We start from the raw sequence: 15,493 nt of genomic DNA on the forward strand, positions 1-15,493 counted from the left end.
TATCCTCCCTCGATTGCGGCCGCGCGCGGCGGCGCTGTTCTTATTCAGTGTTGCATGCCCCAGCGACGGATGGTCCTGCGCTCGATCGTCGCGAAGATGATATTCTCGACGAACAGGCCGATCAGGATCACGGTGAACAGGCCGGCGAAGACGTTCGCCGTCTCAAGCTGATTGCGGTTCTCATAGATGAACCAGCCAAGCCCGCCCGAACCCGACGACACGCCGAAGACCAGCTCCGCCGCGATCAATGTGCGCCAGGCGAAAGCCCAGCCAACCTTCAAGCCCGTAAGGATCGCGGGAAAAGCGGCGGGAATGAGGATGTAGCGCACGAGCTTGAGGCCGCGCAGACCATAATTCTGGCCGACCATGCGCAGCGTGTTCGACACCGAGCGGAAACCCGCATGGGTGTTGAGCGCGATGGCCCACAGCACGGAGTGAACAAGCACGAAGATCACGCTGCCGACGCCAAGCCCGAACCAGATCAGCGCCAGCGGCAAGAGCGCGATCGCCGGCAGTGGATTGAACATCGAGGTCAAGGTTTCGAGCAGATCGGCGCCAATGCGCGAGCCGATCGCCAGCGTCGTCAGCAATGCGGCAAGCGCGACGCCGATGCCGTAACCGATGATCAGCGTCTGCAACGACACCAGCATGCGCTGCGGAATGACGCCGTTCGCCATGTTGCTTGCGAAGGCCTGGATGGTCTCGCCGAAGGTCGGAAACAGCAGGGGATTGCCGAGCCAGCGGCCGTAGATTTCCCAGACGACCGCAAGCACGGCGAGGATGAGCGTTTTGCGCACGAAGCCCAGACGATAGACGCGCTCGGCGAAGCTCAGGGACTTCGCGATGACAGGAGCGTCGCTCGAATTGACGTCGCGAATGAGTTCCGGCCGGAAGGTCAGGAGATCGGTCATATCAGTCGTCTCCTCAGTGCGCCGCGAACAGCATGTCGTTGATGCGCGTTTCCAGCGCCGCCTGCGCGCCGGTTCCCATCTGCTCGGGGGGCACGCTGTTGAGCTCGGCTTTCACCTCGCCCGGATGCGGCGACAGCAGGAGAATGCGCGTGCCGACGCGGATCGCCTCTTCGATGGAGTGCGTCACGAACAGCACGGTGAAATGCGTGTCGTCCCACAGCCGCAGAAGCTCATCCTGCATCTTGCGGCGCGTCAGCGCATCGAGCGCCGCGAACGGCTCGTCCATGAGCAGCACGTCCGGCTCCATCGCCATGCCGCGCGCGATGGCGACGCGCTGCTTCATGCCGCCCGAGAGCATATGCGGATAGCTGTCGGCGAATTTCGTCAGTCCTACCTTGTCGATATAGGCGCGAGCGCGTTGCTGCGCTGCAGCATAGTCGGCGCGGCCGCTTGATGTCAGCGCGAAGATCACATTCTCAAGCACGGTCTTCCAGGGCAGGAGCTGATCGAACTCCTGAAACACCATCATGCGGTCAGGACCGGGTCCTGCGACTTCCTGGCCCTTGAGGCGAATATGGCCGCCAACAGGCGTGAGATAGCCGCCAATCGCCTTGAGCAAGGTCGATTTTCCACAGCCGGAGGGGCCAAGCAGGACGAAGCGATCAGAGGGGTAGACGTCAAACGAGACGCGGCGCGTCGCCGTCACCACGGCGTCGGGCGTCTTGTACTGCAACGTCACGTCTTCGACGGTCAAAAGCGGCGCAATCGCGCTCGCGCTGAGGGGCGCGTGCATCTTTCCTCCCGAGATCGTTCCCTGCGCACTGGCGGCGCTTGACATCCTGTTAGCTGTCGAAGCTGACTCCTGCCTGACTCAGGCAAAAGAGTTCCGTTTGCGCGTTCTTGTGGTCGAAGACACCGCCGATATCGCCGAGGCCGTCGTGATGCGGCTGGAGAAGATCGGCCACGCCGTCGACTGGGAGACCGACGGCCGCACCGCCTCGGAGCTGCTTCTCGCGCAGGCCTATGACCTCGTCATCCTCGACCTGACATTGCCTGGCGAGGACGGCCTCAATGTCCTGAAGGGGCTGCGAGCGCGGCGCGTGAAGACGCCGGTTTTGATCATCACCGCGCGTTCGGCTGTGGACGAGCGCATCAGCGCGCTCGATCTTGGCGCCGATGACTATCTCATCAAGCCTTTCGATTATGGCGAGCTGGAAGCGCGGGCGCGGGCGCTGCTGCGTCGCAGCGCCGGCCTCTCCGACAACATGCTGCGCGTCGGCCCGCTCGCCATCGATCGCGCCGGCCGCGTCGCCAGCATCGGCGATCGGCCGCTCAATCTCACGCGACGCGAACTGACCGTGCTCGAAATCCTCGCCGCGCGTCCCGAGCGGATCGTGCCGAAAGAAGAACTCGTCGAGCAGCTCTTCAATTTCGATCAGGAGCCCAGCGCCAACGCGGTCGAGCAATTCATCGCGCGTCTCAGGCGCAAGCTCGCGGACGCGCCGATCGAGATCAGGACGCTGCGCGGATTGGGATATCAGCTTGCAGTTGCGTGACTGGCGCCTGTCGCTGCGCGTTCGCATCATCGCGTCCCTCTCGGCGGTGCTTGCGGCGGGCGCCGTCGCGCTCGGCGTCGCCGCCTGGCGATCAGCGTCGGTCGCGGCGCAGCAGGCCTATGATCGGCTGCTAAGCGGCGGCGCGATCCAGATCGCCGAGAATGTCTATGTTCAGGGCGAGGTCGTCGCGCTCGAGCCACCGGTCGCCGCCATTGCAACGCTCTCGGCTTATGATCTCGTATTCTACAAGGTCGTCGATCCCCGTGGAGTCGTTGTCGCGGGCTATGACGATCTCGCATCGCGCGCGGCGCCAGCAGCCGCTCAAAGCGGCGTCGTACTCGAGGACGGCGACTATCAGGGTCAATCTGTGAGGATCGCGACGGTCGCGCGACGCCTCAACGATCCCGGTCCCGGCGGCTGGGCCACCATCGTCGTCGCGCAGACCATAGACGCCCGAAAAGCACTGGCGCGCGATCTCACGCTGAACGCGCTTGGCGTCATCGGCGGCATGAGTCTGCTGGCGCTCGTCGCCGTCGGGCTCTCGGTTCGCCTCGCGTTGAAACCGCTGATGCGGATCGAGCATGAAATCGCCAATCGTCGTCCGGACGATCTGCGCCCGATTGAGACCGAGCCGCCAGTGGAAGTCCGCAATCTCGTTCACGCGATCGATGATTTCATGCGTCGCCTCGCCGACCGGATGAGCGTGATGCAGCGTTTCATCGCCGACGCGGCGCATCAGATACGGACGCCGCTCGCGGCTCTTGGCGCGCAAGTCGAGATGCTTTCCTCTGCAAAACCTTCGAAGGGAAAAGCTGAGCATATCACGCGCATCCGCGAGCGGACGGCGGAGCTGTCACGACTTGCGAGCCAGTTGCTCGATCACGCGATGGTCATCCATCGCGCGGACGCGGCGAGCTTCGCGCCCGTCGATCTCAACGAGCTTGCGAAAACTGTTCTTGCGCGGGCGGTGCCGTTGTCGCTCGCGCGCGAGGTCGATGTGTCTTTCACGCCGGCGTCTTCCTCTTTGACTGTCGATGGCGACGCCGTCGCCCTGCGCGAAGCGCTGTCCAATCTCATCGACAATGCCCTCGCCCATGGCGCTCGCTCGAAGCTTTCCGTGACGGTCGGCGCCGACGAGACCGCCGCATGGGTCGAAATCGGCGACGATGGCGACGGCTTCGCCATCGAAGATCAGTCGAAACTGATCAGACCTTTCGAGAAGGGCGGCGCCTCGCACGGCTCGGGGCTGGGACTGTCGATCGCCAGCGAAGTTGCGCGCGCCCATGGCGGCGAGCTTGTCTTCACGCGGCGCGACTCGTTGTTTCGTGTGACCCTACGTCTGGGGCGTGAAGCCTGACGAAGCGCGGACGACGGATTTCCGGCCCGGAATTCGGCCAAAACCTAGCAAATTCAAGGCTTCGCTCACTCCAGCGTTGCGCAGCCCCTCCGAAGTTGCAAAATCACCTCCTGAATCGAGCCCGCAAGCGGCTCCGCCGCCTCCGGCCGCAGCGCCCGGCCGAGGCGAGCGACGTGGAGGCAAGCAAACCGATATGGGAAGACGCTCGGCAGCGAGGCTCATGGAGCCATGAGCGAGCAGACGGCGAGCGGAGAACCGCAAGAGCGCATCTCGGGCCTGGCGCCATTCGGCTTTCCCATTTTCCGGAAAGTCTGGTTGGCCAGCCTTGCCTCCAATCTCGGCGGCCTCATCCAGTCGGTCGGCGCGGCCTGGCTCATGACCTCGATCGCCACGTCAGCAGACATGGTGGCGCTGGTGCAGGCGTCCACCTCTCTGCCCGTGATGGTGTTCTCGCTCGCCTCCGGCGCGATCGCCGACAGCTTCAACAGACGATCCGTGATGCTCGTCGCTCAAACCTTCATGGTGACGGTGTCGACGGCGCTCGCGGCCTGCGCCTATTTCGGCCTGATCACGCCGTGGCTCCTGCTCCTCTTCACCTTCCTCATTGGCTGCGGCACTGCGCTGAACAATCCGTCATGGCAGGCCTCGGTCGGAGACATGGTGTCGCGACCGGTGCTTCCGGCGGCCGTGACGCTGAACAGCGTCAATTTCAACCTGACGCGCAGCGTCGGGCCGGCGATCGGCGGCGTCATCGTCGCGGCCTCAGGCGCGGCGACCGCTTTTCTCGTCAACGCCGTGAGCTACCTCCCGCTCATTCTCACGATCCTGACCTGGAAGCCTGCGCCGCCGCCCAGCACGCTGCCGCCTGAATCCTTCGGACAGGCGATGACGTCGGGCCTGCGCTATGTCGCGATGTCGCCGAACATCGAGAAGGTGATGCTTCGCGGGCTGGTGTTCGGCTCTTCCGCGATTGCGATCCTCGCTCTGCTGCCGCTGGTGGCGCGCGACCTGCCCGGCGGCGGCCCGCTGCTCTACGGCGTTCTGCTCGGCTGCTACGGCGTCGGCGCAGTCGGCGGCGCCGTGCTTGGCAGCCGCATGCGCATGACCCTGCCGAATGAGATCATCGCGCGCTGCGCCTTCGTCGGCTTTGCGCTGTGCGCCACGATCGTCGCATCCGGGCTCGGCGCCTGGGCGACGGCGCCCGCCATGATGATCGGCGGCGCCTGCTGGGTCATCGCGCTCTCGCTCTTCAACGTCACCGTCCAGCTCTCGACGCCGCGCTGGGTGCTCGGGCGGGCGCTCGCGCTCTATCAGACCGCGACATTCGGCGGCATGGCGATCGGAAGCTGGATCTGGGGACTGATCGCGGCGCGATTTGGCGTCGACACGGCGCTGCATGTCGCCGCGATGGTCATGCTGATTGGCGCCGCGATCGGGTTCCGCCTGCCGCTGCCGGCGAAGACGTCGGACAATCTCGATCCGCTCAACCGATGGAAAGCGCCGCATGTCGCGCTCGATCTGCGCGGCAGAAGCGGGCCTGTCGTCATCCTGATCGAATACAAGATCCGGCAGGAAGACACGGCGGAATTCCTCGACGCGATGGCGGAGCGGCGTCGCACCCGTCGGCGCGACGGCGCGCGTCAGTGGGAATTGATGCGCGACACCGAGAAGCCGGAAGTGTGGATTGAATCCTATCATGTTCCCACCTGGAACGATTATGTCCGCCACAATCAGCGGCGCACCCAGGCCGACGCGGGCGTCGATGATCGCATCAGGGCGCTGCATTCCGACTCTGAGCCGCCGCGGGTTCACCGCATGGTCGTGCGGCCGACCAATCTCCCAGAGACTGATCCGCCGGCGAAGACGCATGCTGATCTCGGCCACTGATCTGGAACCGGGAGCGAGCGTCGCGTGATTCCCTGGGTTCTTCTCGACAGTGCGAAAACGCCTGACGGCGGCGAATTGCGCCTGCTCCAGCGCGGCGATGAGTTTTCGATCCGCGCAGGAACGGCCGAACTCATGAACAGCCGTCAGCATGGATCGGAAGAGGCGCTCGCGCGGCTCGCCTGCGAGAGGATCGGCAATCGATCGCGCGCGCAGATTCTGATCGGCGGGCTCGGCATGGGCTTCACGCTTGCCGCGACTCTGGCGGCCTTGAAGCCTGACGCCCGCGTCACGGTCGCCGAGCTTGTCCCCGCGGTCGTCGCCTGGGCGCGTGGGCCGCTTGCGACTCTTTTTGGAGGTAGCCTTGAAGATCCGCGCGTCGATATCCGCGTCGAGGATGTCGGCCGCACGCTCAAGGCCGCGCGCGCGAGCTATGATGCGATCCTGCTCGATGTCGACAACGGGCCGGAGGCGCTGACGCAGGATTCAAACGATGCGCTGTATGAGCTCGCCGGCCTCAGCATCGCGAAATCGGCGCTGCGGCCGGGCGGCGTGCTGGCGGTCTGGTCGTCGCATCCCGATCGCGATTTCACTGGGAGGTTGCGACTCGCCGGCTTCGCCGTCGAGGAGAAAAGGACGCGCGCCCGCGAAGGCAAGGGCGCGCGCCACACAATCTGGCTCGCGACGAACGAGAACTCCCCGCGCCCGAACAGAAGCCGAAACTGGAAGCGTTAGCTCACGCCGTGCTATTTTAGCAGTGATTCGATCGCTGATTTGCAGGGAGCGCAGCGCTCTGGAGACGTCGCTCTATCCGCCCGTCAAAAAGTTCCTCGAAGGACTCGGCTACGCCGTGAAAGGGGAGATCGGCGGTTGCGATCTCGTTGGCCTCAGAGGCGGCGAAACTCCGGTCGTCGTGATCTGCGAATTGAAGATGAGCTTCAATCTCGAACTCGTGCTTCAGGCGGTCGATCGCGCGACGGCGTCCGACGAGGTCTGGCTTGCCGCGCAAACAAGCAAAAAGGGAAATGGCCGTGAGCGCGATGCGCGCTTCCGCAATCTCTGCCGACGACTTGGCTTCGGCATGCTCGGCGTCTCGCCTGCGGGGAAGGTCGATGTGATCCTCAGCCCGACGGCGCCGACGCCGAGAAAGGACGCCAAGCGACGTTCGCGACTTGTGGAAGAGCATAACAGGCGCAAGGGCGATCCTGTCGCCGGCGGCGGCTCGCGCGCGCCCATCATGACGGCCTATCGCCAGCGCGCGCTCGCCTGCGCGGCGGCGATGGCGAATGGGCCGCAACGCACGCGCGATCTGCGCGGCTCTGCTCCCGACGCCGCGAAAATTCTGCTCAATAATGTTTATGGCTGGTTCGCGCGCGCTGAACGCGGCGTCTACGAATTGACGCAGGCCGGCCGCGCGGCGCTTGTGCGCTGGCCGCAGGAAACAGACGGCGCCGATCGCGCAACCACGATCGCTCGCGCGGAGGAACGATCGGTCGCCTGAACAGAGGCGCGCGTCAGCGTTTGGCCGGCGCAACCTCTGCGAGGCGACGCACATCAGCCGCCGCCGCTTCACGCGCCTTGACGTCGATCCCCGCGGGACCTTTGGCCTTGGCGTAAGCGATGATCGCCTGACGGCTCGTCTCGTCGCAGCCTTCCGACCCCATGCCCGCAACGCCAGCGCGACGCGCCTCGTCAGCGACCGCGTCGCAGGCGGCGGGCGCCATGATCAGTTGCTGCGTGATGCCGCCCAGCGTCAGCGGATCCTGCAATCTCGAATCATCTCGCACGGCCGCGAGAAAAGCGCGCGCAAAGGCCGCCATCTTGCGATCGGTGAAAATCTGGCCGAGCGTGAAGATGTATTCGAAGTCAGCCTTCTCGGCGCCTTGCGGCTTGCTGATCATCACATCGAGCCCGTAGCGCACGATTTCCTCGGGCGAGACGACCGCGCGCACATCCTGGGCGCGATGATAGCTGCGCAGCAGCAGCCAGCGCGCAGGAAGATCGCCATAGCGCGCCATCGTGTTCAGCATGCGCACCGCGTCCTGCCGCTCGCGCCCCGCCTTCTGCGCGACTTTCTCAGCCGTCGAGAAGGCGCGATCGCGCGCGGCGTCGAGCGTCGCTTTCGACAGCGAATCCGTATCAGACGATGGCCGCGTTTGCGTGTCAGGCTGCGCAGACAAGGCCGTCGCCGCAGGCTTTGCACCGGGCAACGATGCGAGCAGCGTCTCCTCGTTGAGCACGCCCTTCGCCTCGACATAATCAGGCAGCGAGCGCCGCATTTCCGGGCCGAAGAACCCGTCGGGCTGGCCCGTGAAAACACCCGCCTGCTTCAACTCCCGCTCGATCTCGAGTTTGACATTCGCCGGGAGGGCGCGCCCGAGCGCAACGATCTTCTCATCGCCCAGTCCGCCCGGCGACATGCGGAACGCGTCAAGCACAGCGAGAGCGACCGCCTTGGCGCCGGCCTCCCGGAGACGGCTTCCGGAGAACAGCGAGCCAAGCTGCGCCGACTGGATCGCGTCGCCGCCGAAACCGCGCGGCAGGCCGCGGTCGCCAAAGCGGCTCCCCAGCCCTTCAAGATAAAGCGAGACCGGTAAGGTCACGCCTTCCTGCAACGTCATCAACTTGTCGAAGAAGTCGAACGTGAAGGCGCCGCCGAGCGATTCCATCGCCTCGATCGAGCCGCGCCGCGCCGCCTCCCGCCACCAGCGCAGGCGCTCGCGGCTATTCTTCTCAACGCCCAATCCATCATCATAGGCTTTCGCGGCGAGATTCATCGCTTCGATATCGCCAAGCGTCGCAGCCTTCACGAATGACGCGGTGGCGAGGCGATCATCCTGCGCATAAAGAATGCCGCTGCGCAGAAGCTTGCCCGCGAGCAGATAGGCGGCCGGATGATTCTGCTTGATCCCCTCGTCCACCAAAGCCTTGATCGCATCATTCGAGAGGCCATTGGCGCGCCGCGTCGGCTGCGAACCTGAATCGAGGCCGACGATCTGAAGCGCGGCGTAAAGCGTCTTCGCGTCGAGATCGCCGGCATCGGACAATTTGCGAAGCGCTTCGACAAGCTTTTCGCTGTCACGGTACGGCTTGCCAAATTTTTGCGCGAGGCGGCCAAGGAGAAACGTCGCGTTGCGCTCGCCGAGCTCGATCGATGCTTCGAGACTGCGGAGCAGCGCGGCGTCATTCTGCGGCCTGAGATCCGTGCGCAGAATCAAGTCCGCCATCAGAGCCGAGCGCTCGCTTGACGGCAGGCCAGCGCTGAGAACCTCCATGGCCTGATGAGGCCGTCGACCCAGAGTCGTATCGCTGAGGAGAATGCGCGCGAGCAAGGGCGTGCGCGCCGGAATGTAGCGCGTGTCGTCGCTCTTCACCAAATCGTAGGCGCGCTTGATATCCTGAGCGCCGCCCTCGCCCGTCATCAGCATGCCGGCCAACATCACCTTGAGCGTCGCGGCGTGGCCAAAACCATTCCTGATGAAAATCTCGATCAGCCGCCGCGCTTCGGCGGCGTCCTTTTGCGTCCCGCGCCCTTCACGCAGCGCCTGAAGATAAGGCATCAGATTGCGCGCATCCTGCGCTTCGACGGCGGCTTTGATTTCAGCGAAAGCGGCGGCGCGCTCGTCGTCCGTAAATCCCTCTTCTGAAAGCGCGATGCTTGACGCCAGACTTGCGATCCAGTCCCGGAATTTCGCATCGTCGTTGTCGTCCGCCAGAGGCGCTGCGCCGCGCCCACCCCATTTGCGCGCCAGCGCCACGGCTTCGCGAGGCGCGTAATCGACGATCGAAATCTCGGCCGGCCGCGGCCGCTTTGAAAGCTCGGCCACCAATTGCAGGACGGCCGCAAGATGGCCTGAGTCAGCCGCGGCGCGAAGATAGCGACCCGCCTGCGCCCGCAAAGATGGATCGGCGTCCGGCTCGATCAGCCGATAGAGGGTCATATATGCAGCGAGATATTGCGCATCGGCGACGCCGGCGTCAGCGAACTGGCGAATGGCGGGGATCACGAGCCGCCGCGAGTCGTCACTGAGAAAAAGCGATACGCGGGCAAGTTCGTAGCGGAGCCTCGCATTATCAGGCTCCGCAGCGACTGCGGCCGCACAGGATGACCATAACGCCTGCAGGCCACCGTTCGCGCGAACGTCCGACAAGAAATGAAATGAGTTGACCGGCTTCTCCTTGGCGCCGGGATAGGCCGGCGGAGACGCGCCCTTGTCGCAGGCTTCGATAGCGGCGCGCGCTTCCGCGGCGCGCTTTTCGGCGTCGGCGCGATCGGCGTCAGTTGCTGGTTTCTGCGACTGGATCGTTTCCTGAGCCGCGCCCGAATCCGAGGGCGGCGTTTGCGCAACGGCTGCGGTGGCCGCGAGACAGGAGACAGCGACAAGCAACGCCATGCGCGACATGGAAAGCCTCCGTATGTGAGGCCATGAGTATTCCTGCAATGCTTCGCCGCTCGTGCGCTGGCGCACAAACACGGGCGCCATCGCGATGCATGATTGAAGCTGGCGCTCTACGTTTATTATCGCTTCACCCGTCGCGCGATAATTCAACAGCCAAGCGACGCGTGATCATTGATCATATTTTCCGCAAGTGCGTAGGCGGCCGCATCGTCGCGTCACGCAGTCAGAGAATTCCAGCCTGAAGCGTCTCTCTTACACCCATCCGCCATCGACGACGTAATGCTGCGCCGTACAGGCGGACGCTTCTTCTGAAGCGAGAAATACGGTGAATTTCGCCAGCTCGTCCGGCATCAATTTGCGCTTGAGGCATTGCCGCCGCATCAACTCCGCCTCGCTCTCGGGCGTGAGCCATTTCTCGATCTGGCGTTCGGTCATGATCCAGCCCGGCGCAATCGCATTCACGCGAATATTGTCCGGGCCATAGTCGCGCGCGAGCGAGCGCGTGAGCCCAATTACGCCTGACTTGCTCGCGGTGTAGGCGGCCATGCCGCCCTGCCCCGCCATCCAGGACGTCGAGCCGAAATTGATGATCACGCCTGACTTCGCCGCCTGCATGTCGGGCAGCACGGCTTGCGCCGCGAAGAACTGGTGCTTGAGATTCACCGCGATGCGATCGTCCCAATATTCTGATGTGACAACGGGCGTCGCGTGGCGCTCGTCATGCGCCGCATTGTTGACGAGAATCTGAATCGGACCCAGCCGTTCGCGCGTCTTCGCGACCGCGGATTTCAGAGCGGCGATGTCGGTGAGATCGACGCGCTCGAAATGCGCCTTGAGGCCCTCGTTGCCGAGCGCCTGCGCGAGTCTGCGCCCTTCCTCCTCCTTGATGTCGAAGAAGGCGACCACGCTGTTCTGATGCGCAAAGCGCCGGACGATCGCCTCGCCGATTCCTGACGCTCCTCCGGTCACGAGCACGACCTTGCCCGCGAGATCGGGATAAACGGCCGCCATCTCTTCCTCCCTGTCCTGTTGGCGCGCCCGAGCTTTTCTTTGGGGGCGGCGCGGCACCTTACGCCCTCAAGATGTGATGCGTATAGATCAAAAAATGAGTTGCGCCCCTCAAAAAAGCGCCGCATGCTCCAGGGCAACCCGGACCAAGACCGGGATGGGAGGATTTCATGGGATTTTTGAAACGATTGGCGCTCGCCGCCGCGGGCGTCGCCCTGGCCGCCGGCGCGGCCGCCGCGCAGACCACCGTCAAATGGCTCCATCTCGAGGTCAATCCGGGCCAGGTGAAGATCTGGGAGGAGGTCGCGCGCGCCTTTGAGGCGCAGCATCCCGGCGTGAAGGTCGAGATGCAGTTCCTGGAGAACGAGGCCTACAAGGCGAAGCTGCCGACGATCCTGCAATCGAAGGACAGGCCGCACGTCATCTATAGCTGGGCCGGCGGCGTGCTGAAGGCGCAGATCGACGCCGGCGTGCTCGACGACATCACGGCGTCCGTCGCGGGCTACAAGGACAATCTCGCGGCCAGCGCAGTCGCCGCCTTCACCGACAATGGCAAGATCTACGGATTGCCGCATGCGGTGTCGCAAGTCGGCTTCATGTACAACAAGGAGCTGTTCGCGAAGGCCGGCGTCGACGCGACAAAGATCAAGACGTGGGACGATCTGCTTGCGGCGGTGAAACAGTTGAAGGCCGCCGGCGTGACGCCGATCGTTGTTGGCGGCGGCGACAAATGGCCGCTGCATTTCTACTGGACGCATCTTGCCGTGCGGCTCGGCGGCAAGGCCGGATTCGAAGCGGCGCTCAAGGGCGAAAATGGCGGCTTCGAGGGCGACGTCTTCCAGAAATCAGGCGAGCTGTTCAAGCAGCTCGTCGATCTCCAGCCGTTCCAGAACGGATTCCTCGGTTTCAAGAATCCGCAGGCTGTCGGCTATTTCGGCGACGGCAAGGCGGCGATGATCCTCGCCATCTCCTCCTTCTACGCGACGCAGCGCTCGCTCGCCGCCGACAAGCAGGGCGTCAGCGACGAGAAGCTCGGCTGGTTCGATTTCCCCGTGCCTCCCGGCGCGAAGGGCGAGCCGACCGATACGCTTGGCGGCATCACCGGCTGGCTTGTCACCAAGGGTTCGCCGAAGGAAGCGGTCGAGTTCGTGAAGTTCTTCATCTCGAAGGATGTGCAGACCAGGCTCGCGCAGAACAATTATCTCATTCCGACCTTCAAGGGCGCCGAGGCCGGGCTTGTTTCACCGTTCCTGCGCAACATCGCGGAGAATATCGCGCGCTCGAAATATCATCAGAACTTTTATGATCAGGCGCTTGGACCTTCTGTCGGCCGCGTGGTGAATGATGCGACCGCAGAAATCGCCGGCGGCACCATGACGCCGAAGGACGCCGCCAAGGCGATCCAGGCCGCGTTCAAGCAGGGCAACTGATGTCGGTTCAGCGCGACGCGGTCATCGCGTCCAACTTTTCTCCGCCGCCAAGCGCGGCGGAGACATCATCGGAAAAGAAATTCGCGTCCTCCTTCGCGCGTCACTCCCTGCGCGACGGGAAGCTTGCGGCGCTGCTGCTCTTTCTGCCGCCGGCGCTTTTGCTGTTCACAATCTTCGTGGTGCTGCCGATCGGCGAAGCCGCGTGGTATTCCGGTTTCAACTGGAACGGCTTTGGCCGCCCAACCAACTGGATCGGCCTCGACAATTATCGCTTCGTGTTCGATTCGCGCGCCTTCGGCCTCGCCTTTCGCAACAATATCCTGATTATCATCGTCTCGCTTCTCGTGCAGCTGCCGCTGGCGCTGACGCTCGCCCTGATGCTGGCGGACAAATTCCGCGGCGCTGTCGCGCTGCGCATGCTGTTCTTTCTTCCCTATGTGCTCGCCGAGATCGCGACCGGCCTGATCTTCAGCTTCGTCTATGACGGCGACTATGGCCTGCTCGCCACGGTCTATCGCTGGTTCGGCGCGGAAGCCCCTCACCTGCTCGCAAGCCCGCAGACATCGATGTTCGCGATCCTCATCGTGATCGTGTGGAAATATTTCGGCTTCCACATGATGCTGTTCATCGCGGCGTTGCAGGGCATGGATCGCAACCTGATCGAGGCCGCCTATATCGACGGCGCGACCCGCACGCAGTCGCTGCGTTACGTGGTCATTCCCCTGCTCTATCCCACGATCCGGCTGTCCGTCTTCTTCGCGGTCGTCGGCTCGTTCCAGCTCTTCGATCTCGTGATGCCGCTGACGCGCGGCGGCCCCGCGGATTCGTCGAACACGATGGTGAGCTTCCTCTATAATTTCGGCGTGACGCGCATGCGCGTCGGCTTCGGCAGCGCCGTCGGCGTGATCCTGTTCGTCATCTGCGTCACCTTCGCGATCACCTACAAACGCTGGTTCATGCGCGATGAATAATTCCGCCGTCGCCTCACGCGGGTTTGATCCCGCAATCCTCTACAAGGCACTGTTCCTGACGATCGTCGCGCTGTTCGTCGCGACGCCGCTCATCGCGACTGTGCTCGGCGGATTCAAATCGCTCGGCGAACTGCGCACCAATCCGTTCGGACTGCCGAAAGTCTGGGAATGGCGGAACTACGCCGACATCCTGTTCTCCTGGCGCTATTGGGAGCTTCTGCGCAATTCTCTGATCATTTCCACGCTTTCGGTCGCGCTGACGCTGATCACGGCGTCGATGGCGGCGTTCGCCTTTGCCCATATCCGCTTCTTCGGCAGCTCCATGCTTTTGAACTATCTCACCATGGGGCTTCTGTTTCCCGCAGCGACCGCAATTCTTCCGCTCTTCATCCGGGTGCGCGATCTTGGCCTGCTCGACAGCTATTTCGGCGTCGTGCTGCCGCAGGTCGCCTTCAGCCTCGCCATGAGCATCCTGCTGCTCCGGCGCTTCTTCAAGGATCTCCCTTATGAACTGCTTGAAGCGGCGCTTGTCGATGGCTGCAGCTACATCGCCTATTTCCGCCATGTGACGCTGCCGCTGTCGCGGCCCATTCTCGCCACCGTCGGCACGATCGCCTTCGTCCATAGCTGGAACGCCTATCTCGTGCCGCTCGTCATGCTGAACACCGACGCGCTCTATCCCTGGCCGCTCGGCATCATGGTGTATCAGGGCGAATATTCGTCGGAGTGGAGTCTGATCCTCGCCTTCATCACGCTGACGATCCTGCCCACCGTCCTGCTGTTCCTCCTCGCGCAAAAGCACATCGTCGCCGGGTTGACCGCCGGCGCAGTGAAAGGCTGACCGCGTTCATTCCAGACATTCCACGGAGCTGTTCATGAGAAAAGTCGGCATCGGAGTCATTGGCTGCGGCAATATCAGCACGAAATATCTGACCGCGATGAAGCAGTTCGCGAACATCGAGCTGCGCGCCGTCGCGGACATGCGCAGCGCCGCGGCGGAAGCGCGCGGCGCCGAGTTCGGCGTGCCGGGATTGCGCGTCGACCAGTTGCTCAAGCGCGACGATATCGAGATCGTCGTGAACCTCACCGTGCCGCTCGCGCACACGGATGTCAGCCTCGCGGTGCTGCGCGCTGGCAAGCACGTCCACTCGGAGAAACCGCTCGGCGTGAATGTCGCGGAAGCGCGCAAGGTGATGGATCTCGCAGCCGAAAAGAATCTGCGCGTTGGCTGCGCGCCCGACACATTCCTTGGCGGCGGTCATCAGACCGCGCGCAAACTGATCGATGACGGCGCGATCGGCCAGCCGGTCGCCGGCAGCGCCTTCTTCATGTGCCCCGGCCATGAACGCTGGCATCCAGCGCCGGGCTTCTATTATCTGCGCGGCGGCGGCCCCATGCTCGACATGGGTCCCTATTACATCACGGACCTCGTCCAGCTTCTTGGGCCCATCGCGAGCGTGATGGGCTCGACCGCGAAGCCGCGCCTCGAACGGCTCGTCACCAGCGAGCCGATGAATGGAACGCTCATCCCGGTCGAAGTCGCGACACATGTCGCGGGAACGCTCGAATTCGTCAGCGGCGCCGTCGTCTCGATCGCGATGAGCTTCGACGTGCCGAAGCACAAGCACACGCCGATCGAGATCTACGGCACCAAGGGCAGCATTCTCGTGCCTGATCCCAACCGCTTCGGCGGCGAGGTGATGGTGGCGAAGACCGGCGGCGAATGGGAGGCGCAGCCTCTCACCCACGGCAACGCCGAGGGCGAGTTCCGCTCGATTGGCGTAGCCGACATGGCCGCCGCGATCGTCGCCAACCGGCCGCATCGCGCCAGCGGCGCGCTTGCGCTGCATGCGCTCGAGGCCATGGAGGCGTTCCAGACTTCATCCGACGAAGGACGGCGCGTGAAGCTCGAAACCACCGTCGAACGGCCCGCAATGATGACGCCGGGCTTGCCAACCGGCCAGATCGATTGAAAG

13 protein-coding genes are annotated in these 15,493 nt (G+C 63.8%); 9 read left to right on the top strand and 4 right to left on the bottom strand.

Annotated features, from left to right (window positions below; genetic code table 11):
* Positions 1-44 precede the first annotated feature (44 nt).
* Positions 45-911, bottom strand: a complete 867-nt coding sequence (locus tag L8F45_RS15860; RefSeq protein WP_342358845.1) for an ABC transporter permease — start codon at positions 909-911, stop codon at positions 45-47.
* A gap of 13 nt (positions 912-924) precedes the next feature.
* A complete protein-coding gene (locus tag L8F45_RS15865; RefSeq protein ID WP_342358846.1) occupies positions 925-1,704 on the bottom strand; it encodes an ABC transporter ATP-binding protein in 780 nt (259 codons plus the stop codon).
* Positions 1,705-1,801: 97 nt separating this feature from the next.
* Between L8F45_RS15865 and L8F45_RS15870 the strand changes: the two genes are divergently transcribed.
* The 5 genes from L8F45_RS15870 to L8F45_RS15890 all read left to right on the top strand — a co-directional run bounded on the left by L8F45_RS15870 (position 1,802) and on the right by L8F45_RS15890 (position 7,209).
* On the top strand, positions 1,802-2,467 hold the full coding sequence (locus L8F45_RS15870; RefSeq protein WP_342358847.1) for a response regulator transcription factor: 666 nt from the start codon (positions 1,802-1,804) through the stop codon (positions 2,465-2,467).
* Positions 2,454-3,824, top strand: coding sequence for a sensor histidine kinase (locus tag L8F45_RS15875; protein WP_342358848.1), 1,371 nt, complete (start codon positions 2,454-2,456; stop codon positions 3,822-3,824). Before L8F45_RS15870 ends, L8F45_RS15875 begins: the two co-directional genes overlap by 14 nt.
* 228 nt (positions 3,825-4,052) lie before the next feature.
* Positions 4,053-5,711, top strand: a complete 1,659-nt coding sequence (locus L8F45_RS15880) for an MFS transporter (protein WP_342358849.1) — start codon at positions 4,053-4,055, stop codon at positions 5,709-5,711.
* A 24-nt stretch (positions 5,712-5,735) separates the two neighbouring features.
* Positions 5,736-6,443, top strand: a complete 708-nt coding sequence (locus tag L8F45_RS15885; protein ID WP_342358850.1) for a spermidine synthase — start codon at positions 5,736-5,738, stop codon at positions 6,441-6,443.
* Between the two features lie 58 nt (positions 6,444-6,501).
* A complete protein-coding gene (locus tag L8F45_RS15890) occupies positions 6,502-7,209 on the top strand; it encodes a DUF2161 domain-containing phosphodiesterase (RefSeq protein WP_342363463.1) in 708 nt (235 codons plus the stop codon).
* 13 nt (positions 7,210-7,222) lie between these two features.
* Here L8F45_RS15890 and L8F45_RS15895 read toward each other — a convergent pair whose 3' ends face one another.
* A complete protein-coding gene (locus L8F45_RS15895) occupies positions 7,223-10,111 on the bottom strand; it encodes a tetratricopeptide repeat protein (protein ID WP_342358851.1) in 2,889 nt (962 codons plus the stop codon).
* Positions 10,112-10,360: 249 nt separating this feature from the next.
* Complete coding sequence (locus L8F45_RS15900) at positions 10,361-11,119, bottom strand: SDR family NAD(P)-dependent oxidoreductase (RefSeq protein ID WP_342358852.1); 759 nt, start codon at positions 11,117-11,119, stop codon at positions 10,361-10,363.
* Positions 11,120-11,286: 167 nt separating this feature from the next.
* On the opposite strand from L8F45_RS15900, the gene L8F45_RS15905 reads away from it, so the two are divergent.
* From L8F45_RS15905 to L8F45_RS15920, 4 genes are read left to right on the top strand one after another with little or no spacing between them, the layout of a single operon-like run.
* Positions 11,287-12,546 (top strand): ABC transporter substrate-binding protein, encoded by a 1,260-nt coding sequence (locus L8F45_RS15905; RefSeq protein WP_342358853.1) that lies wholly within the window; start codon positions 11,287-11,289, stop codon positions 12,544-12,546.
* On the top strand, positions 12,546-13,517 hold the full coding sequence (locus L8F45_RS15910; RefSeq protein WP_342358854.1) for a carbohydrate ABC transporter permease: 972 nt from the start codon (positions 12,546-12,548) through the stop codon (positions 13,515-13,517). Before L8F45_RS15905 ends, L8F45_RS15910 begins: the two co-directional genes overlap by 1 nt.
* Positions 13,510-14,358 (top strand): carbohydrate ABC transporter permease, encoded by an 849-nt coding sequence (locus L8F45_RS15915; protein WP_342358855.1) that lies wholly within the window; start codon positions 13,510-13,512, stop codon positions 14,356-14,358. The genes L8F45_RS15910 and L8F45_RS15915 overlap by 8 nt, the downstream gene beginning before the upstream one ends.
* A gap of 34 nt (positions 14,359-14,392) precedes the next feature.
* Positions 14,393-15,490: a Gfo/Idh/MocA family protein gene (locus L8F45_RS15920; RefSeq protein WP_342358856.1), complete on the top strand. Its 1,098-nt coding sequence runs from the start codon at positions 14,393-14,395 to the stop codon at positions 15,488-15,490.
* Positions 15,491-15,493 lie beyond the last annotated feature (3 nt).

The sequence above is a fragment of the Terrirubrum flagellatum genome, assembly GCF_022059845.1.
Classification (GTDB): domain Bacteria; phylum Pseudomonadota; class Alphaproteobacteria; order Rhizobiales; family Beijerinckiaceae; genus Terrirubrum; species Terrirubrum flagellatum.

Excerpts from the sequence above, each read along its gene's own strand:
- L8F45_RS15915 (WP_342358855.1), top strand. The coding sequence starts at position 13,510 with ATGAATAATTCCGCCGTCGCCTCACGCGGGTTTGATCCCGCAATCCTC.
- L8F45_RS15920 (WP_342358856.1), top strand. The coding sequence starts at position 14,393 with ATGAGAAAAGTCGGCATCGGAGTCATTGGCTGCGGCAATATCAGCACG.
- L8F45_RS15905 (WP_342358853.1), top strand. The coding sequence starts at position 11,287 with ATGGGATTTTTGAAACGATTGGCGCTCGCCGCCGCGGGCGTCGCCCTG.
- L8F45_RS15900 (WP_342358852.1), bottom strand. The coding sequence starts at position 11,119 with ATGGCGGCCGTTTATCCCGATCTCGCGGGCAAGGTCGTGCTCGTGACC.
- L8F45_RS15910 (WP_342358854.1), top strand. The coding sequence starts at position 12,546 with ATGTCGGTTCAGCGCGACGCGGTCATCGCGTCCAACTTTTCTCCGCCG.
- L8F45_RS15895 (WP_342358851.1), bottom strand. The coding sequence starts at position 10,111 with ATGTCGCGCATGGCGTTGCTTGTCGCTGTCTCCTGTCTCGCGGCCACC.
- L8F45_RS15860 (WP_342358845.1), bottom strand. The coding sequence starts at position 911 with ATGACCGATCTCCTGACCTTCCGGCCGGAACTCATTCGCGACGTCAAT.
- L8F45_RS15865 (WP_342358846.1), bottom strand. The coding sequence starts at position 1,704 with ATGCACGCGCCCCTCAGCGCGAGCGCGATTGCGCCGCTTTTGACCGTC.
- L8F45_RS15880 (WP_342358849.1), top strand. The coding sequence starts at position 4,053 with ATGAGCGAGCAGACGGCGAGCGGAGAACCGCAAGAGCGCATCTCGGGC.